This is a genomic window from Paenibacillus sp. J22P15 (assembly GCF_056269345.1).
This window is the reverse complement of sequence record NZ_JBWDNT010000006.1, coordinates 20,221-45,682: the sequence shown is the minus strand read 5'-3', so window position 1 is coordinate 45,682 and position 25,462 is coordinate 20,221. Positions and strand designations below refer to the sequence as shown.

General features: G+C 44.2%; 17 protein-coding genes. 16 read left to right on the top strand and 1 reads right to left on the bottom strand.

The features are described from left to right. The first annotated feature begins 16 nt into the window (after positions 1-16). Both AC0YN6_RS15140 and argH read left to right on the top strand, forming a co-directional pair. A complete protein-coding gene (locus AC0YN6_RS15140) occupies positions 17-1,246 on the top strand; it encodes an argininosuccinate synthase (protein WP_475747828.1) in 1,230 nt (409 codons plus the stop codon). Positions 1,247-1,272: 26 nt separating this feature from the next. Beyond that, positions 1,273-2,688 (top strand): argininosuccinate lyase, encoded by a 1,416-nt coding sequence (gene argH / locus AC0YN6_RS15135; RefSeq protein ID WP_475747827.1) that lies wholly within the window; start codon positions 1,273-1,275, stop codon positions 2,686-2,688. 637 nt (positions 2,689-3,325) lie between these two features. Here argH and AC0YN6_RS15130 read toward each other — a convergent pair. Continuing rightward, positions 3,326-4,780 (bottom strand): VanW family protein, encoded by a 1,455-nt coding sequence (locus AC0YN6_RS15130; protein ID WP_475747825.1) that lies wholly within the window; start codon positions 4,778-4,780, stop codon positions 3,326-3,328. A gap of 201 nt (positions 4,781-4,981) precedes the next feature. Between AC0YN6_RS15130 and ftsE the strand changes: the two genes are divergently transcribed. The 14 genes from ftsE (at position 4,982) to AC0YN6_RS15060 (ending at position 25,446) form a co-directional block, all read left to right on the top strand. Then, the gene (gene ftsE, locus AC0YN6_RS15125; RefSeq protein ID WP_475747824.1) at positions 4,982-5,668 is read left to right on the top strand and encodes a cell division ATP-binding protein FtsE; all 687 of its coding nucleotides are present in this window, start codon (positions 4,982-4,984) and stop codon (positions 5,666-5,668) included. Further along, positions 5,658-6,575 carry a permease-like cell division protein FtsX gene (ftsX, locus tag AC0YN6_RS15120; RefSeq protein ID WP_475747822.1) on the top strand — a complete coding sequence of 306 codons (918 nt, stop codon included), beginning with the start codon at positions 5,658-5,660 and terminating at the stop codon, positions 6,573-6,575. The genes ftsE and ftsX overlap by 11 nt, the downstream gene beginning before the upstream one ends. 12 nt (positions 6,576-6,587) lie before the next feature. Continuing rightward, a complete protein-coding gene (locus AC0YN6_RS15115) occupies positions 6,588-7,847 on the top strand; it encodes a murein hydrolase activator EnvC family protein (RefSeq protein WP_475747821.1) in 1,260 nt (419 codons plus the stop codon). A 183-nt stretch (positions 7,848-8,030) separates the two neighbouring features. Then, positions 8,031-9,488 (top strand): S41 family peptidase, encoded by a 1,458-nt coding sequence (locus AC0YN6_RS15110; protein ID WP_475747819.1) that lies wholly within the window; start codon positions 8,031-8,033, stop codon positions 9,486-9,488. Between the two features lie 105 nt (positions 9,489-9,593). Then, positions 9,594-10,889: a serine protease gene (locus tag AC0YN6_RS15105; protein ID WP_475747818.1), complete on the top strand. Its 1,296-nt coding sequence runs from the start codon at positions 9,594-9,596 to the stop codon at positions 10,887-10,889. A gap of 266 nt (positions 10,890-11,155) precedes the next feature. Then, positions 11,156-13,156, top strand: a complete 2,001-nt coding sequence (gene uvrB / locus AC0YN6_RS15100) for an excinuclease ABC subunit UvrB (protein ID WP_475747816.1) — start codon at positions 11,156-11,158, stop codon at positions 13,154-13,156. Positions 13,157-13,175: 19 nt separating this feature from the next. Then, positions 13,176-16,058: an excinuclease ABC subunit UvrA gene (uvrA, locus tag AC0YN6_RS15095; protein ID WP_475747814.1), complete on the top strand. Its 2,883-nt coding sequence runs from the start codon at positions 13,176-13,178 to the stop codon at positions 16,056-16,058. Between the two features lie 238 nt (positions 16,059-16,296). Next, a complete protein-coding gene (locus AC0YN6_RS15090; protein WP_475747813.1) occupies positions 16,297-17,205 on the top strand; it encodes a carbohydrate ABC transporter permease in 909 nt (302 codons plus the stop codon). Between the two features lie 21 nt (positions 17,206-17,226). After that, complete coding sequence (locus tag AC0YN6_RS15085) at positions 17,227-18,051, top strand: carbohydrate ABC transporter permease (protein ID WP_475747812.1); 825 nt, start codon at positions 17,227-17,229, stop codon at positions 18,049-18,051. A 121-nt stretch (positions 18,052-18,172) separates the two neighbouring features. Continuing rightward, positions 18,173-19,540, top strand: coding sequence for an ABC transporter substrate-binding protein (locus tag AC0YN6_RS15080; protein ID WP_475747811.1), 1,368 nt, complete (start codon positions 18,173-18,175; stop codon positions 19,538-19,540). 110 nt (positions 19,541-19,650) lie between these two features. Beyond that, on the top strand, positions 19,651-21,456 hold the full coding sequence (locus AC0YN6_RS15075) for a cache domain-containing sensor histidine kinase (protein ID WP_475747810.1): 1,806 nt from the start codon (positions 19,651-19,653) through the stop codon (positions 21,454-21,456). Next, positions 21,431-23,035 (top strand): response regulator transcription factor, encoded by a 1,605-nt coding sequence (locus tag AC0YN6_RS15070; RefSeq protein ID WP_475747809.1) that lies wholly within the window; start codon positions 21,431-21,433, stop codon positions 23,033-23,035. The genes AC0YN6_RS15075 and AC0YN6_RS15070 overlap by 26 nt, the downstream gene beginning before the upstream one ends. 49 nt (positions 23,036-23,084) lie before the next feature. Then, a complete protein-coding gene (locus tag AC0YN6_RS15065) occupies positions 23,085-24,200 on the top strand; it encodes a glycoside hydrolase family 88 protein (RefSeq protein WP_475747808.1) in 1,116 nt (371 codons plus the stop codon). A 202-nt stretch (positions 24,201-24,402) separates the two neighbouring features. Next, positions 24,403-25,446: a hypothetical protein gene (locus AC0YN6_RS15060; protein WP_475747806.1), complete on the top strand. Its 1,044-nt coding sequence runs from the start codon at positions 24,403-24,405 to the stop codon at positions 25,444-25,446. Positions 25,447-25,462 lie beyond the last annotated feature (16 nt).

The following is a 25,462-nucleotide window of genomic DNA, read 5'->3' as shown; positions in this document are numbered from 1 at the left end:
GGAAGTAAATAATATTATGGCAAAAGAAAAAATCGTACTCGCCTACTCCGGCGGCTTGGATACTTCGGTTATCCTCAAATGGTTGAAAGAAACATATGACGCAGAGATTATTGCATTTACAGCAGATATCGGACAAAAGGATGAGCTCGACGGCTTGGAAGAGAAAGCACTCGCAACAGGCGCTTCCAAAGTGTACATCGACGATCTTCGTGATGAGTTTGCCAAAGACTTCATCTACCCGATGTTCCAAGCAGGAACGCTTTATGAAGGGCAATACTTGCTAGGTACTTCAATCGCTCGTCCGCTTATTGCAAAGCGTATGGTTGATATTGCTCGCGCAGAAGGCGCAGCATATATTGCACATGGCGCAACAGGCAAAGGCAACGACCAAGTTCGCTTTGAGCTGGCAGCTGCTGCACTTGCTCCAGAGATCGGCGTTATCGCACCTTGGCGTCTTGAAGCATTCCGTGAGGAATTCCCAGGCCGTGCAGAGATGATTGCATACGCAGAGAAACATAACATTCCAGTTACAGCGTCTGCGGCTAAGCCTTATTCGACAGACCGCAACCTGCTGCACATCAGCTTTGAGAGCGGCATGCTGGAAGATCCTTGGTTCGATCCTAGCTCCGAAGAAAACGAAAGCATGTATGTGCTAAGCGTGTCTCCTGAGAATGCTCCGGATCAAGCAGAATATGTAGAGCTTACTTTCACAGAGGGCGATTGCACGGCAATCAACGGCAAAGAGCTTAGCCCGCTTGAAGTGATGGACACGCTCAACGAGCTTGGCGGCAAGCACGGCATCGGACGTGTTGATATGGTTGAGAACCGTTTCGTCGGCATGAAGAGCCGCGGCGTGTACGAAACACCGGGCGGAACAATTCTATTCACCGCTCACCGCAAAATGGAATCCTTGACGATGGACCGCGAAGTTATGCATCTTCGTGATTCGTTGATCGCAAAATATAGCCAGCTCGTATACAACGGCTTCTGGTTCGCTCCTGAGCGTCTTGCTTTACAAGCGCTTGTAACGGAATCGCAAAAGAACGTAAGCGGCGTTGTTCGCTTGAAGCTGTACAAAGGAAATGTTATCGGAGCAGGCGTACAAAGCCCAGTAAGCTTGTACAATCCTGATATTGCAACTATGGAAGCTGATCCATCGCAAGCATACGATCAAGGGGATGCAACTGGCTTCATTCGTCTGAACGCATTGCGCCTAAAAGTATCGTCAGCTGTTAGCAATAAATAAGTTTTACAAGGGAGTGTAACGAACCAGTGAGCAAATTATGGGGCGGTCGTTTTACGAAAAAAACAGACCAATTGGTAGAGGAATATACAGCGTCGATTATGTTCGACAAGGAACTCGCTGAAGAGGATATTCAAGGCAGTCTAGCTCATGTAACGATGCTGGGCAAGCAAGGTATTCTTCCTTTGGATGATGTTGAGAAGATTAAGGACGGCTTGCACCGCGTCCTTCAACGCATTAAACGCGACGATATCGAATTCTCCATCGGAGATGAAGATATTCATATGAATATCGAAAAGACGCTGATTGACGATGTTGGTTCAGTAGGCGGCAAGCTGCACACAGGACGCAGTCGGAACGATCAAGTGGCGACGGATATGCATTTGTGGCTTCGCAAACGCGTAGTGGAGTTTGTTGATATGCTTTATAAGCTGCAATTCGCACTAATCGAGCAAGCGAAAGCAAACATCGATACAATCGTTCCGGGCTATACGCATTTGCAGCGTGCACAGCCGATTCTATTTGCTCATCATTTGATGGCTTATGTATCGATGTTTGGACGCGATATCGAGCGTTTGCAGGACAGCTACAAGCGTATTAATGTGCTTCCGCTCGGAGCAGGCGCTTTGGCAGGGACAACGTTCCCGATCGATCGTCATTTTGTTGCGAGCCAGCTGAAGTTTGATCGTGTTTACGAGAACAGTCTGGACGCGGTAAGCGACCGTGACTTTATTGTTGAGTTTCTAGCGGACGCATCGATCATCATGATGCATCTTTCGCGCCTTAGCGAGGAGCTAATTCTATGGTCGAGCACGGAGTTCCATTTTGTTGAGCTTGATGATGCGTTCTGCACAGGCAGCAGCATTATGCCGCAAAAGAAAAATCCAGACGTGCCTGAGCTCGTTCGCGGTAAAACTGGACGGGTTTATGGTGATCTTGTTGGCTTGTTGACGGTGCTGAAGTCATTGCCGCTTGCTTACAACAAAGACATGCAGGAAGATAAAGAAGGCATGTTCGATACGGTGAAGACGCTGCAAGGCGCGCTTCAGTTGTTTGCTCCAATGATTGCAACGATGAAAGTGAACAAGGATCGGATGCGTCAAGCCGTTAATCAAGATTTCTCAAACGCAACGGATATTGCGGACTTCCTTGTCGGCAAAGGCTTGCCTTTCCGTCAAGCGCATGAGGTTATCGGCAAAACAGTATTGTATTGCATCGAGCAAAACAAATACTTGCTAGACCTCACGATAGATGAGTTTAAGAAGTTCTCGTCGTTGTTCGATGATCGTATCTATGCAGTGCTGCAGCCGGAACAGGTTGTAAATGCGCGTAACGTTTACGGCGGTACGGCAAAATCACAAGTACAAGATGCAATTGGTCGCGCAGAGCTCGTACTCGAGCAAACAGCGGCATGGGTGACAGAGTATCTAGAGCGCAGCAGATAATGGGTTAGCCCTTTATAAAGCGATCTAAAATAAAAGCAGTTCAGCGTTGCCCTGAAGGCAACGAGCTGAACTGCTTTTTTTGATATAGACAAGTATTTATCAGTGCAAAAGAATAAGTCAGATTACATTTTACAATGATTCTTTAGGCATCTGTGTGTACGTTGATACACCATAGCTGCCAAAAGAACCTACAATTAAGCAGTTCAAGCTGTGCCATAGTGGAGGCAGAAAACATTCTATTGCAGAAAGTACAATGAAAACCTCACATAGGGTACCCTCAAATGAGCTACATTGCAGAAATGCAGCAGAATAGTAGCCAAACCATACAACCAGAGCCAAATAGAGAGAATCCATTGCAGAAACTACAACGTAGCTTAAATAGGAGAGTCCCATCCGTTAAACCGTTGCAGAAACTACAATGTAGCTCGAACAGACAAACTCAATGACAACCAGTTGTCCGAAGATCAGCATAGTCTAGTCCGATGAATTAGAAATGTACCATTCGATGGAGTATTTGTAGAAACATTTTCACAGCGACTCCAAACAGCTAAATGCGCCGCCCGCACGGCATTACAACAGAGTGTCAAAATCCTCTAATTCTAAACACCCAGCCTCCGTTTCATAACACCTCTTACAATTAAAGCACTCCATCCTCCAACAGCGGTTCTTTCGTTGACGGTGTCGGAGCCGGCGTTGCTGAAGGCCCTTTTGCTCCCTTGAGCGGACCTACTTCGATAATCCTAGGCTGAGCCTTGTAGGTATCTTTGGATAGCCGTTCCCGCGAGACGACTTCCCCGTCACGAAGCAGCGTGCGGAACGTTTCGACAACATAGCCTTCTTTCCCTGATTCCACGGTAACCTTCTGACCCGGTGATAAACGATTGTTCGCAATCTCCTGAACCGCAGGGGCAATCGTTTTGAGTGTTACGGATTCGATATCGTACCTCTCGTTTTCCTTCATTGTTCCGAACAGCTTGACGGTCAGTTTGCGATCCTCCACAGACGTGCGAATAATGAGATGTTTGCCTGTAGTGTTTTTGAAGCGAAAGTTAATCGCTCCACCCGCATAAGTCGCATCTTGGCCAATAGGCAAATAAGCAACGGGCAGAGAATGATTGCGCCGCTCGACAATTTCCAACCCCGCTCGCAGGATCGCATTATAAAGCGTACTGGATACTTGGCAAATGCCGCCGCCGATACCAGGGACAAGCTTCCCGTTTAAAATAACCGGTGCCTCGCGGTATTCGTACAGCTCTTCAGCCCTCGCGATAAGCTTGCTGTAATCAAATACTTCACCTGGCGCGAGCTCCCAATCATTAAGTGCTTCCGCGGTTACAGTGACATTGTGAGCACGTCCCTCTGCGCTCGTCTTGAAATCGGTGGAAAAGGATATGATTTTTCGTTCGATGCCTTCTTCTTTCAATTTCTCAAGCGTCAGCTCAGGGTGCTTAATGGTAATCGGCAGCTCAGCTTCAAAAGCTTTTTTTACTGGTGTACCTACCTGTTCCTTCTTTAGTACAACCCAGTCATTCACCTCACCGGCCAACTTTCCAGTATCGAGGCGATAGGCATCTACATGAGGCTCATAGATAACCTCGTCTTCAGCTGTAATCGAACGTGAAGCATTTTTTGGTTCATTCTTTTCTATCCAGCTCCACTGTTTGCGGACAGCAGCATCAAAAGCGTCAAAGTTCCAGCTTTGTGATAGCTCGTAAGTTTTGGGGAATTGATAGCGGTAAACAGCACGCTCCCATATATCTCCGTCGCTAAGCTTTAATAAGGCTTCGCGAATACTTTTGAATTCCGCTTTATAGCCAAGCTCAGTTACGGTCCATTGCTTGCTGTCGCCAGCATTAGCAGCAGCATGAATTGTAATTGTTCGCTGCAGCAATGAATTTTCATATTGCTCGAGACGCTCTAAGGCGTCCTCTACCGGTATGCCTCCAATGACGATGCCGCCTGCAGTTACCTCATCAGGAACGGTTTTTTGTAGTGCATAATTCCAGACGAAGCCCCAACCAACTGTTGCAATGAGAAGCAGAGAAGCGGCGATGATAATCCCAATATGGATACGTTTTACGATACGAATCACTCCTTTCTGCGTGTTAAAAAAAGCAGTCTTATATGTATATGCTGACTGCTCTGCAATTTTGTCTAATGCACAGAGCAAGCTGAATTCGACAAATGAATTGATTATGAGATTTGTGAAAAATGAGGAAAGCCAGCTGCTTATGAAGGAATTCAGCACAAACTGTCGAAATAGTAGTACTGACTATAAACAGGATGTGATAATGTGATTGAGATGCAGGACATATGGAAAACGTACACCGACGGAACGCATGCGTTAAAAGGCGTCTCTGTTCGTATAGATCGCAATGAATTTGTTTATCTAGTGGGACCATCGGGTGCAGGTAAATCAACATTTATGAAATTAATTTATCGTGAGGAAGTACCGACAAAAGGACAGATTTCTGTCAATGGATTTAATATAGGGAAGCTGAAACCGCGCAAAATTCCATTTGTTAGACGTAATATAGGCGTTATATTTCAGGACTTTAGACTTTTGCCTAAACTAACCGTATTTGAAAACGTAGCTTTTGCAATGGAAGTTATAGAAGCTCCAACTCGTGTCATTAAGAAGCGAACGATGGAGGTTCTGGAGCTGGTTGGTTTAAAACATAAGCATGCAAGTCTGCCAGCACAGTTATCGGGCGGTGAGCAGCAGCGTGTATCGATTGCTAGAGCGATCGTAAATAATCCAACCGTCATCGTAGCGGATGAGCCTACGGGCAACTTGGACCCTGAGACGTCGCTAGGCATTATGAACCTGCTGGAGGAAATCAACTTCCGCGGCGCGACGATCATTATGGCTACGCACAACAAAGAAATCGTTAACTCTATACGTAAGCGCGTCATCGCAATTGAGGACGGCAATATCGTTCGTGACGAGGCAAGAGGGGAGTACGGCTATGAAGCTTAGAACCTTACTCCGGCATCTCCGAGAAGGCGTTAAAAGCATCCTTCGGAATGGCTGGATGTCGTTTGCTTCAATGAGCTCGATCTTTATCTCCTTGTTCATTCTTGGCATATTTTTGTTGCTGGCATTAAACGTAAACCATATGGCTTCACAGATTGAGAGCCAAGTGCAAATTCGTGTGTTTCTTCAGTTGAATGTAGATCAGGCGAAGATAACGGAGCTTCAGAACAAAATCGGCAATTTAACAGAGGTAAGAAAAGTAACATTTGTGTCCAAAGCAGAAGGGCTTGAGCTGCTTCGTAAAAATCTAGGCGATGAGAATAAGGATTTACTGGACGGCTATGAGAAAGAAAAAAATCCGCTGCCGGATTCGTTTACGGTAGAGGTATATGAACCGCAATCGATCGAGGATGCAGCAAAGCAGATCGAAGCGATTAATAAAGCGGATGAGCTCATTCCGATTGCCAAAATCAAATATGGACAAGGCACAGTTGAGACGCTGTTCAAAATTACAAATGCATTACGTTACATAGGTATCGTTATAGTTGTAGGCTTGTCGGTAACCGCAATGTTTCTGATCTCGAACACGATCAAAATGACTATTATTGCAAGACGCAGAGAGATAGGCATTATGAAGCTGGTGGGAGCGACGAATGCATTTATTCGCTGGCCGTTTTTCATCGAAGGTGCTCTGATAGGGATTGTTAGCTCGGTTATTACAACAATAGCTGTGCTCTCGGCTTATTCACAAATTGTGAAATTTACACAGATGGAATTATCGCTCATGATGATTCAACTCATCACGATAGAGGAGTCTGGTACGCTGACCGCCACACTGCTCATTGGACTTGGAACATTACTCGGTATTTGGGGCAGCACGATCTCGATACGAAAGTATTTGAAAGTGTAGGTGGATGCGAACGTGAAGAAAAGTAAATGGCTATTATTCACAGTTACGATGATGCTCACGGTGTTTGTACTGCAACCAACCGGGGGAGAAGCGGCATCGCTCAGCGAAATCAAGAAACAAATTGCAGCTGCCAAGGCGGAAATGAAGGCAGCGGAAAGACGTGCCGCTAAGGCGGAACGGCAGGCCGCTAATGCTCAAAATGAGGCGAAATCGGCAGCAAGTGAGAAGATAAATATTCAGGGTAAGAAAACAGAGGCTGAAGCTTCGATTGCTAACCTGATGGCAGAGATCGACAATGTCGTAATTAACAAAACAAAGATGGAAGCGCAGAGCGATGCAAAGGAAGAGGAATTGTTGCAAACGGGGCTTGAGCTCGAACAGGCGGAAGAACGTGTAATAACGCGCGATGAGCTGCTGCAATCCCGTATGCGTCTTATGTATACTAATGGTTTCGTATCTTATATGGACGTGCTGCTAAGCGCGACAAGCTTTACTGATTTTATTGATCGCTTCGATGCGCTTCAATCGATTCTCTCACAGGACCGAGATATTCTGGCAGAGCAAAGAAAAGAAAAGGAGCTTGTTGCTCTCAAGAAAAAAGAGGTAGAGAAGCAATTTGCAGAAGTGAAAGCCATTTATGAGAAGCTGGAGCTATATGAAGCCCATCTCGTGAAGAAGGAACAAGAGAAGGAAGTCATGGTAGCGAGCTACAATAGCAATATCAAGCAGCTCAACAACAAGATGGAGGAAATCGACCATGAGTTAGAGGCGCTTGAGGGCATAAGTAAGGAGCAAGAGGACCTGCTCATGGCGCTCGCAGCGAAAGTTTCCAAGCTGAATGCAGACAAAAATAAATTTACGAACCCATATTCGGGCGGCAAGCTAGGTATGCCAATTAGGGATAACTACCGTATAACCTCGAAATTCGGTACAAGAACCCATCCGATTACGGGCAAGAAACATACACATACAGGCTTAGACTTTGCAGCACCGCAGGGCACGGCAATATATGCAGCTGAAGATGGTGTAGTGCTCGTTGCCCAGAAGTGGAGCACATATGGCAATACGGTAATGATTGACCATGGTAATGGCCTATGGACGTTATACGCACATATTCGTAATGGCGGAATCGACGTTAATAAGGGTGAATCGGTTAAGAAAGGCCAGAAAATAGCCGAGGTTGGCAGTACAGGCAATTCAACAGGTCCGCATTTGCACTTTGAGGTGCGCAAGAGTCAAGTGACAGTTAATCCAAGCGGTTATTTGAAATAAGGCAATCCTTCATAGCAATCATACATAGGCAGCCCATGTGGCTGCCTTATTTAAAATCGATGAGAAAATAATTTAAAAAATGATCATCTTTACAGAAAAATACAAATAATTGCAAGCAGCTTGTCATATACTAGTGTGGTCTTAAATCTAAGGCCGTGTAAGATGAGAAGGTGGTGTAGACAGGTGCAGTTCAAAGGACGGACAGTGTTCGCGTTCGTTATGCTAACGATGATGGCATCCGTACTCGTTACGCTGACGATCGCGGATCAAATGATTACTACAGACAAGCCATCAGCGCCCGTACTTTCGGCAGCAGCAGCTGATGAGGGTAATAGCTTCAGGCTTAGAATGGAAGAGCTGACGAAGCTTAATGCGGTACTAGAATTAATTGAAACAAAATATTATCAGAAGGTAGATCGCCAGGAGCTGCTTGATGGTGCAGTGAGCGGAATGATGTCGTCCCTCGATGATCCCTACTCTGTTTATATGGAAAAGGGCGCAGCTCAGCATTTTTCAGAATCGATTGAAGGCTCTTTTACCGGTATCGGAGCTGAGGTAACGCTTGAAAATGGGCGGATTGTTGTCGTTTCTCCTATTAAGGGCTCGCCGGCGGAACGCTCTGGTCTATTGGCGAAGGATATTTTGCTCTCGGTTAATGGCGCAAAGCTGGATGGACTGAATTTGCAGGATGCAGTAGCGAAAATTCGTGGACCTAAAGGAACAAAAGCGAAAATTCAGGTGCAGCGGGCTGGTTTTTCTGATCCGATACAGCTCGTTCTCATCCGCGATGATATCGATGTAGAAACGGTATATGGCAGCTTGCGTCCGGATGGAATAGGTATCATTGAGATCAGACAATTCTCTCTGCATACAGCAGAACGATTTAAGCAGGAGCTTGAGAAGCTTGAGAAGCAAGGGATGAAGGGGCTAGTTCTGGATGTCCGCAACAATCCGGGCGGAGTGCTGCCGGTAGTTGTGGAGATTTCGCAGACCTTCCTAGCGAAAGGCACAACTGTTGTACAAGTTGAGGACCGGGAAGGGAATCGGGAAAAGACGCTGTCGAAGGGACAAAGTAAAACGTATCCAATTGCGGTTCTTATGAATAACGGCAGTGCAAGCGCGTCAGAAATATTGGCAGGCGCCTTACAGGAGAGTGCAGGCGCGAAGCTGGTTGGCGAAACCTCTTTCGGCAAAGGGACTGTACAGGTAAGCTATAACAAGGCGCTAGGAGATGGCAGCCTTCTAAAGATGACAATAGCCAAATGGTTAACGCCAAAGGGCAATTGGATTCACGAAAATGGCATTAAACCTGATATTGCCGTGAAGCCACCAGAAATCTATACAGTGGCAAGACTCACGCTTTCGGAGACGCTTAAGCAGGATATGCTGGGTGAACAGGTGCGAAGCGTACAAATTATGCTGCATGGGCTTGGGTACGAACCAAAACGTGAGGATGGCTATTACGGAGTGGAAACGACAGAGGCCGTTAAGAAATTCCAATCCGAGCATAGCTTGTCGGCTACGGGACAGGTCGACCAGCAAACTGGCGAGGCACTAGAGAAGGAAGTCGTCAAATGGATTCAGGACAAAAAGAATGATAAGCAGCTGCTTGAAGCAATTAAGGCAGTAAGCAGGAAATAAAGTGCATATGTCGAATTAATAAAAGGTTGACTCTGTTTAACAGGGTCGGCCTTTTATTTTTTTATCCTTACAGAGATATGTGGAACGAGCAAAGGAGTGTTAGCTTTGGAAACGGCGATCGAGTTATTTGAAATGCTCGGGCAAGCGGCTGTCCAATTAGTTGCACAGCCATTTTATTATATTGCGGTGTTTTTCATTATTTTACAGTATACAAGGCAAATTCGAGTGGAGAGGCAAATGTTTGCAGTTAAGCTGCATCATTGGCCAAGCTTAGTTCTTAAGGCGATGTTAACAGGTCTCGCGATTGGTATATCCGTTTCTATTGCCGGTGCATTCGTTGGTGTATCGTTATCGGGCGAAGCCGTCCTTTGGTTATGGGCAGTTGCTGCTGTTCTGATGCTGATTCGAATAAGGTACTTATGCTTTGCTTATAGTGCCGGAGTCATTACCCTTCTTCAATGGATTCTTGGATGGACAGCACTTTCAGAGCGTACAGACTGGTTAGGGACATTAGCAGCATCGCTCGCTGGTATTGATGCAGCGGGGTTGCTCGTATTGGTCGCGCTGCTTCATCTAGCTGAGGCTGTACTCGTTCGCTGGCAAGGGGATCGATTGTCTACGCCATTGTTTCTCGAAGGCAAACGAGGAAAGCTGGTCGGCGGCTACATGCTTCAAGGTTTTTGGCCAGTACCGCTTCTTATGCTTATACCGACTGATGCTAGCGGAGCGTCAATGATGGCATTGCCGTGGACGCCATTATTTGGTGCAGATTGGACACAGGGCTGGTCGTTCGTAGCGTTGCCTATGATTATTGGCTTTACAGAAATGACAAGATCGTTATTGCCGCGCGAAAAAGCGAAGCATGCTGCGAAAGGCTTGTTTTTGTACAGCATATGTTTGGCAGGTGCAGCTATACTGGCTTGGTGGCAGCCGATGCTGCTCCCGCTTGCTGCATTGGCATCACTATTGCTGCATGAAGCGATCATATGGAGAAGCCGATCAAGGGAAGCGTCTCAATCGCCATTGTATGTCCATGACTCACGTGGACTGCGAATATTAGGAATTGTACCGGGAACACCAGCTGCGATGATGGGGCTCGCGACAGGAGAGATATTGCATAAGGTAAACGGTATACGCGTGCGTACGAAAGAAGACCTTTACGAGGCTTTAGTGCAAAACTCCGCGTTTTGCAAGCTGGAGGTATTAAATCTCGATGGAGAAATCAAATTTGCACAGCGTGCACGATTTGCTGGCGAGCATCATCAGCTTGGCGTAATTCTGGCTCCGGATGAACAGGCGAACTACTACGCATCGGCTGGGCCCGCTTCATTACTGCAGCTCCTTCGCAGCTATCATGCGTCTAATCGGCGTGATGCACGGGTGGAGAGAATAGATAGCTAGTATTAGGTGTTTAGCAATACAAAAAGGTGGATCAGGAGAAATTCCTGATCCACCTTTTTAAGTTTAAATCTACTTAACGTCTTCTTCGTAAGTTGACCTCGCTCTGCGTATTTTTTTGTTTTTCCCACGTTGCACCGCATGATAGTTAACGATATAATAGAGGGGAACAAACATTCTTATTTTAATAAATTGATGAAATGAATTTCCTATAATTGACTATAATGATAAGATAATAAAATTCGGATTGACGGAGGTGGATGATAAGCGTGAGTGGGCTTGCTAAGGAATCGAAGCTGTTTGAGCTGAAATCGGATTATACTCCGCAAGGGGATCAGCCGAAGGCGATCGAGGAGCTTATAGAAGGTATTAATGAAGGTAAGAGGCATCAGACGCTGCTTGGCGCAACCGGAACAGGCAAGACGTACACGATAGCGAACATGATCACGGAACTGAATCGGCCGACACTCGTAATTGCGCACAATAAGACGCTTGCCGCGCAGCTGTGCAGCGAGTTCAAGTCTTTTTTTCCCGATAATGCCGTGGAATATTTCGTGAGCTATTATGATTACTACCAACCAGAAGCCTACATTCCCTCCAGCGATACTTTTATTGAGAAGGATTCAAGTATTAATGATGAAATTGATAAGCTTCGACATTCAGCGACGAGCGCTCTGTTTGAACGTCGCGATGTCATCATCGTTGCCAGTGTTTCCTGTATTTACGGCTTAGGATCACCTTCGGAATACGGTGGTCTTGTGTTTTCCCTCCGTGTAGGGATGGAGAAGTCGAGGGATACGATTTTGCACAAGCTGGTCGATATTCAGTATAAGCGTAACGATATTAGCTTTACACGCGGAACATTTCGTGTTCGCGGCGATATTGTTGAGATTTTTCCCGTTGGGAATAATGAGCGTGCCATTCGAGTCGAGTTGTTTGGTGACGAAATTGAGCGTATATCAGAAATTGATGTACTAACTGGTGAAATTATCGGTGAACGCGATCATATTGCTATTTTTCCTGCTTCTCACTTCGTAACTCATGAAGAGACGATGAAGGTAGCACTCGTCAATATTGAACGGGAATTAGATGAGCGCCTCGCCGAGCTGCGCGAAGAAGGCAAGCTGCTTGAAGCTCAGCGGCTGGAGCAGAGGACAAGGTATGACCTCGAAATGATGGCGGAGATGGGCTTTTGCTCAGGAATCGAGAACTATTCTGGGCCGCTTACCTTTAGGGAGCGAGGGGCTACGCCATACACGCTGCTTGATTATTTCCCTGATGATATGGTAATCGTGATTGATGAATCACATGTATCACTGCCGCAAATTCGAGCGATGTACAATGGTGACCGTGCTCGTAAAGAGATGCTCGTTAATCATGGCTTCCGACTTCCGTCAGCGATGGATAACCGTCCGCTTCGCTTTGAGGAGTTTGAAGGGAAGGCGAAGCAGCTCGTTTATGTATCTGCAACACCAGGTCCATACGAAATTGAGCATACGGACAAAATGATCGAACAAATCATTCGGCCTACAGGTCTAATTGATCCGATTATCGACGTCCGCCCAAGCAAAGGTCAAATTGATGACCTGCTGAATGAAATTCGAGACCGCATAGCAAAGGATGAACGTGTGCTTGTCACGACACTGACTAAGAAAATGTCAGAGGATTTGACTGATTACATGAAGGAGATCGGTATTAAGGTTAGATATCTCCATTCTGATATTAAGACGCTTGAGCGATTAGCTATATTACGTGATCTAAGGCTGGGCGTTTTTCACGTCCTCATCGGAATCAATTTGCTTCGAGAGGGCCTCGATTTGCCTGAGGTATCGCTGGTGACTATTCTCGATGCAGATAAAGAAGGTTTTCTTCGTTCGGATCGTGCACTTATACAAACGATTGGACGTGCAGCAAGGAATAGTGAAGGCCGCGTTATCATGTATGCTGACAAAATAACAGACTCCATGGATCGGGCGATCAAAGAAACTGAGCGTCGCCGTACGATTCAGCTTGCATATAACGAGAAGCATGGCGTTACGCCGCAAACGATTAAGAAAAAAGTTCACGATGTAATTGAGGCAACAAAAGTAGCTGAGCAGAAAGCGGATTACTTAACCGGTGTTGGTGTGGACAAAATGACAAAGAAGGATCGTCTGGCGCTAATTCAAAAGCTGGAGGCAGAAATGAAGGATGCAGCGAAGGGCTTGCAGTTCGAACGTGCTGCCGAGCTTCGGGATGCGCTGCTTGAATTGCGTGCCGAGATGGGCTAAGAAGTAGGGGGAGAAACGATTGGCTAGCGATAAAATAGTGGTTAAGGGCGCTCGTGCCCACAATCTAAAAAACATTGACGTTACGATACCGCGCGATAAGTTTGTAGTACTGACGGGGTTAAGCGGATCTGGTAAGTCCTCGCTTGCATTCGATACCATTTATGCGGAGGGGCAACGTCGATACGTTGAATCATTGTCCGCCTACGCGCGTCAATTTCTAGGACAAATGGAAAAGCCGGATGTCGATTCTATCGATGGACTATCACCGGCCATTTCCATTGATCAGAAGACGACGAGCCGTAATCCGCGTTCTACGGTCGGAACGGTTACAGAGATTTATGATTATTTGCGGCTCTTATTTGCCCGTATCGGCAAGCCGCATTGTCCTGAGCATGGCATTGAAATCACATCGCAGACGGTTGAGCAGATGGTTGACCGAATTATGGAATATCCCGAGAAGACTAAGCTGCAAATTTTGGCTCCTCTTATTTCAGGACGCAAAGGCGAGCATACGAAACTATTGGCTGATATTCAGAAGCAAGGTTTTGTGCGTGTACGTGTGAACGGTGAGCTGCGTGAGCTGAGTGAGAAGATCGAGCTCGAAAAAAATAAAAAACACAGCATTGAAGTGGTTGTTGATCGTATTGTTGTGAAAACAGATATTCAAACGAGGCTGGCGGATTCTCTTGAAACGGCGCTTAAGCTTTCTGAAGGTCGCGTACTCGTTGATATTATTGATCAAGAGGAGCTTCTTTTCAGTTCAAACCTCGCTTGTCCGGAGTGCGGCTTTAGTATTGAAGATTTGGAGCCGCGCATGTTCTCGTTTAACAGCCCTTATGGCGCATGTCCAGATTGTGATGGATTAGGCATGAAAATGATCGTTGATCCAGATCTGCTCGTACCAGATATGAGCAAGTCGATTGCGGATGCTGCTTTCCTTGCTTGGGCAGGCAGTACGTCAAATTATTATCCGCAGTTTCTAAGTGCGGTTTGCGAGCACTATAGCATACCGCAGGATGTGCCGGTATCCGAGCTTGAGCCGGAGCAAATGAAGAAGATTTTATATGGAACAGGCGGAGAGCGTGTTCGTTTCCTATATGAGAATGATTTCGGTCATCGCAAAGAAGCCTATGTTCCATTCGAAGGCATCGTTCATAACCTTGAGCGACGTTATAGAGATACCGCATCGGATATGATGCGCGAGCATATTGAGAACTATATGAGTGCTAAGCCATGCGCAGGCTGTAAGGGACAACGACTTCGCAAGGAAACATTAGCGGTTACTATTAATAAGCAGCATATTTCTCAAGTGACCTCCTTTTCCATTGGCGAGGCACAGCGTTATTTTGAATCACTTGAGCTCTCACCGAAGGAAATAACGATTGCGAGCTTAATTTTGAAAGAGATTAACAGTCGACTAGGATTCCTTGTGAACGTTGGCTTAGAGTATCTATCGTTGAGCAGAGCCGCAGGCACACTCTCAGGCGGAGAAGCGCAGCGTATTCGATTAGCCACACAAATCGGCTCCAGTCTTATGGGCGTCCTCTATATATTGGACGAGCCGAGCATCGGCCTCCATCAGCGGGATAATGACCGATTGATCGAGACGCTGGAGCATATGCGAAATCTCGGAAATACGTTGATTGTTGTTGAGCATGATGAGGATACGATGCTCGCTGCTGATTATATTATCGATATCGGCCCAGGAGCGGGTATACATGGAGGCATGGTCATTGCTGAAGGTACACCAGCGGAAGTAATGGCGAATGAAAACTCGTTAACGGGTCAATATTTAAGCGGACGCAAATTTATTGAGGTGCCGATAGAACGTCGCAAGACGAGCGATAAATGGTTAGAGGTTCGCGGTGCGAAGGAAAATAATTTAAGAAACGTTAATGTGAAAATTCCACTTGGTGTCTTTTCAGCGGTGACGGGCGTTTCTGGCTCAGGTAAGTCGACCTTCGTAAATGAAATTTTGTACAAAACACTAGCTCGTGATTTGAACAAGGCGAAGACGCGTCCGGGGCAGTACAAGGAAATGCGAGGCATCGAGAATTTGGAGAAGGTCATCGATATTGACCAATCGCCAATTGGTCGGACTCCAAGATCGAACCCAGCTACCTATACAGGTGTATTTGATGACATCCGTGATTTGTATGCTAGTACGACGGAATCGAAAGTGCGCGGCTACAAGAAGGGAAGATTCAGCTTCAACGTAAAGGGCGGACGCTGTGAAGCATGTCGCGGAGATGGAATCATTAAGATCGAAATGCACTTCCTGCCTGATGTCTATGTACCATGTGAGATTTGCAAGGGCAAGCGCTATAATCGGGAGACGCTTGAAGTGAAATATAAAGGGAAAAATATTGCAGAAGTATTGGAAATGACGATTGAGGACGGCTGCACTTTCTTTGAGAACCTTCCACGTATTCACCGGAAGGTGCAGACGCTGCTGGACGTTGGTCTTGGCTATATGAAGATGGGGCAACCGGCGACAACTTTATCCGGAGGAGAAGCACAGCGCGTGAAGCTGGCTGCTGAGCTTTATCGTCGTTCCACAGGCAAGACGCTTTACATTTTGGATGAACCGACAACGGGCCTGCATGCACATGATATTGATAGATTGTTGACGGTGCTGCATCGCTTAGTTGATTCGGGTGAGTCAGTACTTGTTATTGAGCATAACCTGGATGTCATCAAAACGGCTGATTATTTAATTGACCTAGGACCAGAGGGCGGCAACGGCGGCGGTATGATTGTTGCGACGGGTACACCAGAGCAGGTTGTTAAGGTAGAGGGATCGTACACTGGTAAATATTTAAAACCAATTTTGGAGCGTGATCGTGAACGGACGATAGCGCGGAGTAAAGAGAATCTAAAGGTTGCTGCGGCAGCCGAATAGTCAATTGAAAAGTGGGAGCAAGCTGAGTTTACTCAGTCTGCTTCCACTTTTTTTGCATATTTACAACCAAACTGAAATATCTCAGCGATGGACGATAGACAAGAAAACGTCATTTGAGAGAAGCTTGTAATAAGATAAAAAGTAAAATTTGTTTCAAAATACAAAGATCTAATTCTTATGAGCTCCCTTTTTATTTTCTACAATGAAGCATATAAAGAAAGTTTGAAGGAGGAGCTTCATGAGAAAGAAAAATACGTTAGTCCAGCTCAGTATGGGAGCAAGGGAGCAAATTGCAGGCTATTTATTCGTTGCTCCTTTAATGATCGGGCTCGTAGTTCTTACGTTGATTCCCGTATTGGGGTCACTACTGCTGAGCTTTACGAGTTGGAATTTTGTTGCGGGAATTGATGCAATAAAATTTGTAGGTTTGGATAACTTTGAGCGATTATTTAATGATGATGTTTTTATGAAAAGCTTGTTAAACAATCTTATCTTCATCATAACGGTACCCATTACGATTGTACTGGCATTGGTGCTGTCCATTATCATTGATAAGCATGTTTATTTGAAGGATATGTTTAAAGTTGTATATTTTTTACCTTACATTTCAAGTGTTGTGGCTGTAGCTATGGTATGGCAGGTACTCTTTCATCCCTCGCATGGACCTGTAAACAACTTCTTAATCTCAATTGGCATCGACAACCCGCCGAAATGGCTGGCTGATATCGATTATGCGATGCCATCGTTGATGATGATTCAAATATGGATTCTGCTAGGCTATAACATTATTATTTTCATTGCCGGTTTGCAGGGTATTCCCAAGGACCTGTACGAAGCTGCTGATATTGACGGTGCGAATACGTGGACTAAATTCCGTAAGATTACGGTGCCTTGCATATCACCGACTACTTTCTTCTTGCTCGTAACCGGAATTATAGGCACTTTCAAAATTTTCGATTTGATTCAAGTATTAACACAAGGCGGCCCTGCTAATTCGACGACCGTTATCGTATATGAGCTATATGATACGGCATTCAATCAATTGAAAACAGGCTACGCATCAAGTATGGCACTCATTCTTTTTGTCATTTGTCTTGCTATTACGGGCTTGCAAATGCTCGCACAAAAAAAATGGGTAAACTATTAATTTAGAAAGGAGGAAATGGCGATGAAAAATGTGAATGTATCCAAAATCGTATGGACGATAATTATGGCAGCTTTCGGCATGTTGTCGTTGCTTCCATTCTTGTGGATGCTGACCACCTCATTCAAACCGGAAGCAGACGTTTTTAATTTCCCTATTGAATGGATTCCAACGAAGTGGCATCTTATCGAAAATTACAAGCAAGTGTGGACAGGAGGATTTCTCCGGTATTACACCAACTCCATATATATTACACTCACGACAACTTTGATTAATGTATTCGTATGCGCGCTAGCGGCGTTCGGTTTTTCCAAATTACGCTTCCGAGGCAGAGACACGATGTTTCTTCTCGTGCTTGCCTTGTATATGGTTCCTCCGCAAGCATCACTTGTACCGCAATTTCTATTATTTAATTGGTTGAACTTAATCGATACGCATATTGGTCTTATTCTTATCAACAGCTTCAGTATTATTGGAGCATTTATGCTCAGACAATTTTTTATGAGTGTGAACAACGAGTTTATGGAATCCGCCCGCATGGATGGTGCAGGTCATTTCCGTTCCTTTTTTCAAATTGCGCTTCCGCTTATTCGTCCTGGCTTAGCGACCTATGCAATACTACGCTTTATATGGACATGGAATGACTACCAGTATCCGCTTATCTTCTTGAAATCTAAGGACCTATTTACGATTCAGCTCGGTATCAGACTTTTTGGTGACCAATACGGAGACATTTACTCACTAATGATGGCTGGCGCTGTATCGGCGATCGTTCCTCTGCTTATCATTTTTGCGCTTGGTCAAAAACAAGTTATTGAAGGAATTTCACTTGGTGGTGTAAAAGGGTAACAAAGTCAAAATAGTTTCTCTTCAGTAAAATTTGGGAACTTCGAACCAGATTTGAACGTGGTAGGATTTGTTTGTAGACGTTTTCATAACGAGTCGTGTTATAAATATTAGGAGGGTTATTATGAAAAAGAGATTAACGATGATGTTATTGGGATTAGCTGTATTCGCATCGGCTTGCTCCGGGGGCAACAATGGCGGGAACTCAAATGCTGGCAGCGCCACAAACGCTGCTAACGCAACGAATGCTCCTAAAGAGCCAGCGGCAGAGCAAGTAACGCTGAAGTTAAGCACATGGCAAACCGACGGCAAGGCAAAGTGGACTGAAGTGATTTCGGCATTCGAAGAAAAACATCCGAATATTAAGGTAGAGCTTGACCTGTTAAATGAAAAAGGTGATTCAATTGCTTCCATGCAAAAGCTAGATCTCATGGCTGCATCGAATGATCAGCTTGATATTATTGAGCTGCCATACACGAACTATTCACAGCGCGCTGATATTGGATTGCTTGAGCCTTTGGATAGCTACATTGAGAAAGACGGCTATAAATACGAAGACGAGTATCTTGTAGATACGAAGGTAAACGATAAAATTTATGCTTTGCCTTCCTCCATGCAGCGTTGGTTCGTACTCTTGAATAAAGAAATGCTCGACGAGGCTGGATTGCCTGTTCCAACGGACTGGACTTGGAGCGAGTTTATGGAATATGCGCAAAAATTAACGAAGGGTGAAGGAACAACGAAGCGTTACGGAGCTTATTTGCATAACTGGCCGGATTACTTCCAATTGCAAATGATGAGCAAACCTTCGGAAAACACATTCCTGAAAGCGGATGGTACTTCCAACGCGACAGACCCTGTGCTTAAAGCAAATCTAGAAATGATGAAAAAAATGATGTACGAAGACAAAAGCGCAAATATGTATGAGGATATTATTTCGCAAAAGCTTGCTTACCGTAACCAATATTTCAACGGTCTAGCTGCAATGCTGCCGATGGGAGACTGGATGGTAGCTGAATCCGGAGGCACGGATGCGATTCCAGCTAACTTCCTAACTGCATTCGCCCCACTGCCTAAACTAGATGGAGAAAGCAAACATTATTCGCCAGTACAACCGACGTATATGGGTGTAGCTGCGAAATCAAAAAACAAAGAAGCAGCCTATACCTTTGTAAGATGGTACACCTCTGAAGGTCTTGCTGTAAGCGGTCGCGTATTCTCAGGCTGGGCGAAGTCTGATTCCAGCAAGCTAATCGATACCATAGTAGCTGCAGCTAAAGATCCTTCGAAAATCGATGTAGAGTCATTGAAGTATACGATGAGTACTACGGTTCCAGGTAATGCGCCAGTTCCTGCGAAATATGCTGATGAGGCCAAAAATACGGTTATTCCTGAGGCGGAGTTGTATATTCTAGGCAAGCAAGACGTGGAAACTACGATTGCGAATATTGATAAAAATATCGCAGAGGTTGTGAAAAACAACGGGAATTAATGATGAACTAAGTTGAAATTGATCTTTCGTAATAAAGGGCATACAATGTTGTGGGACAGGAGGAGCATCAATTTCTGTCCCTATTCTATTCAGATATGAGGCCTGCACTTGTGTTAAAACGACAAGCTACATTACGGATGAAATTAGTATGGTCAGCATTGATTTGTTTTGTCATTCCGCTCGCTGTTATTTATCTCGTCACAAACTATTTAACGAAAGATATCATTTTAGACAAAGTGGTATTGAATGCGGAAGATTCACTTAAGGTCGCGAAGTCAGAGATTAACAGCATATTTGAGCAGACATTAAATTTATCGAATTTTGTGTTGATGAACTCTGAAATACGTCAAATGCTTATGGTAAACAAGACGGGATTAACCTCACAGGAGCAGAAGCGAGAATACGCGGTTAATTTCAGCAAGCTATCACGAATTTTGGACGATCTTTTTATTCAAAAAAACGACTTTCAAGTTACGATTTTAGGGGTAAAGGAACCCTTTTATACAAACTATTCGCATAGTGATTTGAATCCAAGCTTATGGTATGAGAAGAAATGGTTTAATCAATTAAACGAACTACCGATATTTTCTGCCTATTGGCTAGGTGAACAATTTCAAACAGCCAAGATGACGACTAATTTCGTAACGATGGCAAGACCGATCAAAAAGACGGCAAGTATTCCCATTGGTTATATGATCGTTAATATAAATGAGCGCTTAGTTCGTCCCTATCTAACGACAAATGAAAATCAGGAAATGTATTTGTTAGACCCGAACGGTGTCGTGATCTCACAGGCTGATCCATCCCGAATAGGAACAAAGCTGGATTGGTGGAAGCGAGAGGGAATTGAACGAACCATCGAAATAGATAGAAAAAAATATGTTTATGTCGAGCAAAAACTAGAAAGCAACGACTGGCGAGTCGTTAGTCTTATTCCGATGTCAGCAGCAATTGATAAAAACAGACAGGTCTTGTTAATTAGTTTCATCGTTCAAGCGTTATTTTTCTCCTTATTCTTCGTTCTGTTGACGATTCGAATATCTGCATTGACGAAGCCGATTCGTGATCTAAGCGTGTTTGTTACGAAAATTGGACGTGGGCAGCTTGACGAACGCAATGGCATTCGCGGACATAATGAAGTCGGCCATCTTGCCAAAACGATTGATTTTATGCTTGATCGCATTCAGGAGAATTTCGAGCAAATTACGTTAGAGCAAACAAAAAAGCGAAAAGCGGAGCTTGAAATGCTTCAGGCTCAAATCAATCCACATTTTATGTTCAATCTGCTCAATTCGATCAGACTCAATATACTGATTCGGGGGGATAAGGAGAATGCGGAATTAATCAAATCACTTTCCTCTTTATTGCGAATGACAATTAATCGGGATAATGAATTTATACCTTTGGAAGAAGAAGGCGACACTGTACTCCATTATGTGAAGCTGATGAATTTCCGTCATGCCAATCAAGTTAGAGTAGCATATAACTTTGAGGCTGGATGCGAGCAAGCGTTGGTTCCGCGGTTTATGATTCAACCATTAATTGAAAACGCAATTATTCACGGATTCGAGCAATTCGACGGTGAAATTTTTATCGATGCTAATAAAGAGTACGTCAACGGGCGTGAACTGCTTCGAATTATAGTTCGAGATAACGGAATTGGAATGACCGAGGCTAAGCTGAAAGAGCTTCAATTGAAAAGCGAAGATGTGCGCGACCCGCAGGAAAGCGAAAATAAAAGCTTTTCGGGTATTGGCGTGAAAAATGTGTTTCAGAGGCTTCGGCTCGTTTATGGAGAGTATGTGAAAACCTCAATCGAAAGCGAGTCAGGTGTTGGAACGACGATAACATTAACATTCCCATTTGAGTGTAAGAGAGCAGGTGCGCAGCATGTTGACGGCAATTCTAGTGGATGATGATTATCCGGTAGTACGTTATCTCTCTCAAACCGTTTTATGGCATGACCTCGACATTAAGTTGATTGGCTGTTATTCAAACGGCCTTGAGGCATGGGAGGCAGCAAACCAGTGTCCGCCCGACATTATTGTAACAGACATTGGTATGCCGAAAATGAGTGGGCTCGAGATGCTTGAGAAATTTTGTGAAATTAATCCGAAAGGCAGAGCAGTTGTTCTTTCCTGTCACAATGAATTTAAGTATGCACAGCAAGCGCTGAAATTGAATGTGAAAGATTATATTTTGAAAGAAAGCTTGGATGTAGAGCAATTACAAGCAATTTTGAAAAATATAGTGTCCGATTTGCAATTGGAAAACAAAAAAGCGACGGATATGGTGTTGTATAAGCAAAAGAACCAATCCGCGTTTAAAGAAAAGTTTTTGAAAGACACATTGTTTCAGTCCTATTGGACAAACGAGGCATGGATCGAGCAAGCCCGAACCAACGGTATTTCACTGGATGCCATAAGCTATATTCCACTGGTCGTTATTATTGATCGTATGTCGACTGTCGCAAGCAATAGGAAATTGAATGATTATACGATTGCGTTCTCTGTTGAAAATGTATTGCATGACTTATTGGATGCTTCACGCTGGTTGACGTTCCGTTATAGCAATAAGCAGCTAGTTATTTTGTATGGCAGCAATGATCCCGCCAAGGAAAAGCAAATGATTTATTATGCGATGCAGGAAGCGATTGCAGTTATCTATAAGTATTTGAAAATATCCGTTTCTTGTATTCAAGGCAGAGAAACTAGAGGTCCAAAAGAAATGCAAGGTGTCCTCCTTCCAATGCTGAAAGAACCAGAGCATTGCTTTTATCTAAAGGAATCGGCCGTACACAGTTTCGGAGTTGTGTCATTCTCCAAAGATGATATGTATACAGAGTATTCTCAATTGTTTGCGAGCATAAATCAGAGCATTGCACTAAATGAACCCGATAAGCTGAGGGCTGCGATAGTCCAATGGGCGAGTGGGGTTCGAAGCAGAAGATTTCATCCTAGCAACGTAAAGGAATTAGTTTTACAGCTGCTCATGGATTTGCAAATGAAGACGAAAGTTACGCTGCAGTATCACCCTTTCTTATCAGAAGAGAAGTTATACGATACGGTCAATGCAATTGAAACACTGGATCATTTGGAAGAATGGATGATTCAGCATTTGAATGAGCTATCCAGAAGATTAAGTATATTTGCGATCAGCTCCAAAAGGACAGAAGTGATCAAGGCTCAACAGTTTGTCGTATCACATGTAACGGAGAAAATGACGTTAGAGGATATGGCTAACCATTTGAACTTGAATTCGAGTTATTTTAGCCGCCTGTTTAAAAAAGAGACGAATCAAAATTTCATCGAATATGTCAATATGGTCAAGCTTCAGAAAGCGAAGGAGCTTCTCCAGCAATCTAGCAAAAGTGTTGAAGAAATATCTGATCATTTGGGTTATGCCAACAAAAGCTATTTCATTAAATTGTTCAAACGCGAGATGGGTATGAGGCCTAGCGAATATTCAGTTTGGAGTAAAGGTCAATTTGAGTGATCATCGATAATATATTTCATAATGACATTATTTGAGGCGGTGCATATTCATGTGGCAAACTGCAATTGACGATGCGATAGATAAAGTGAAGAAAAATATTAATAAACATCCAGGAAAGCTGCCGCATATTATTGAGGGGCAGCGTTATGAGTGGGGAGAAAATGATGACTGGATTGAGGGCTTTTACATTGGTATGATGTGGCTTGCCTATGAATCTAGCGAAGATTCCTTTTATAAGGAAGCAGCTGAGTCTTTTCTGCCTAACTTTAAAGACCGTCTAGATCGCCATGTAGCACTCGATCATCATGATATTGGTTTCCTATATTCCTTGTCAGCAGTTGCACAGTGGCGAGTGACAGGAAGTGAAGAGGCCCGTACTGTGGCGCTTGAAGCTGCAGAAAAGCTCTATTTACGTTGGCGGCCGAACATAGGGATTATTCAAGCCTGGGGCAAAGAGGATGATCTGGAAAACGGTGGACGCATCATTATTGATTGTTTAATGAATCTTCCATTATTGTTCTGGGCCTATGAGCAGACAGGCGAACAAAAATATTATGATATTGCCTATAAGCATGCTCGTGCTAGCCAAAGGTTTTTGGTTCGAGGAGATCGATCGTCTTATCATACGTTTTACTTTGATCCTAAGACCGGCCATGCGCTTCGAGGCGGGACTCATCAAGGCTATGAGGACGGATCGACGTGGACAAGGGGTCAAGCTTGGGGCATTTATGGATTTGCTCTCGCTTATCGTTATACGAAAGATGCCGATTTTTTGGAAACGTCCAAACGGCTAGCCTATTATTTCATTGAACATTTGCCTGAGAATCATGTTGCTTATTGGGACTTCGATGTACCGATTGAGCAGAGTACACCACGAGACAGTTCAGCATCTGCAATTGCCGTATGCGGCTTGCAAGAACTGCTGGAGCTGCTTGCAGAGGGGGATTCCGACTGTGCTGTATTTGAGCAGGCGATTCATAGCAGCATGGATTCGTTAGTCCATCATTATGCAACGACGGATCTTCCGGATGCGGAAGGGCTGCTCAAGCATGGCTCTTATCATGTGCGGGGCGATCGTGCGCCCGATGATTATATGATTTGGGGCGATTATTATTATTTAGAGGCACTAATTCGTATGAACAAAGGAATTAAAGGCTATTGGTAGATATGAAGAGGTTGTCACTTAAGGTTAATACCTTCTGGGACAGCCTCTTTTCTATTTAGAACAGTAAGCTTCAATTTTATAAACAGGTAAAATTTATATGATATCAGTCAAATCTGTTTATTATAGTGAAGTTTGGTTTGTGACTATAATGGTATAAAGTTTAAATGTAAGTGCTTACATGAGGGAAGGAGATATGATTATCGTGAAAGTGAAAAAGACGCTAATAGCGCTATGCAGCATGCTTATTTTAGTTGTTGCTGGGGCCTTAGTCCTTGGCAATATGCCTTCTCTCAGCAACAAGGAGAAGACTGCTTTTACCATTGATAATTACGTGGTTTCTGATAGTGAATTTAAAGCTTTTTTGCAAAGCAACAAGGCATTAACAACAAGCTATTTCAAACGAACCTACAATGCCGATTATGACAAAGATTTTTGGACAGCTTCTTTCAACGGTGAAAATCCACTAGAGTATGCAAAGCAAAAAGCAATGGATGAACTTGTGAAGATAAAGATTGAACAAATGATTATGAAGGAAAATGGGATTGTCAGTGACATTTCTTACGAAGCGTTCTTGAAGAGCTATGATCGAGAAAATAAGGATAGAGCAAGAAAAGTAGCTAATAACCAGCCTATCTACGGCCCAAAAAAATATGGGAAAGCAGAGTATTACTCCTATTATCAAAGTATGAATGTTCAGAAACTAATTGATAAATGGACGAAGGAAGCGCAGAGTACGCTGTCAGATGATGAGCTTAAACTTTATTATGACAAGGTGAAGCAACAGTATTTTCATAAAGGCTATGAGTTTGATTACGAGAAAATTTCCATCATAAGCGAAGCAGGCGTGAAGGAGCTATGGAATGAAATTAGCCAAGCTGCCTCTTCGGACAATCTATCGATAGACGAAGCAGCAGCTTCACTAGGCATCCCGTTAACCACCGAGCATCTGACACTTAATCTGACGGAAACGTCCAAAGAGGACACACTTTCGCAAAATCTTTACACCCATTTTCTCGGCTTCTCGGAAGGTGAATATAGCGATATCGATCAATTAGGCGACGAAAGGTATAGGTATAGGCTTCTAGAGAAGCGTGATAAAGGCATTGAAAAGTATGACGTTGTAAAGAACGCAGTCACTCAGCTCTATGTACAAGAGAGGTTAGAAGAAGAAGTAAGCAAGCGCTTGAAAGAAACGAAGATCGAAATGAATAAGGAGGTGTTCTCTAAAATAACGATCATGTCGTAAGTTCATCAAAAATAAC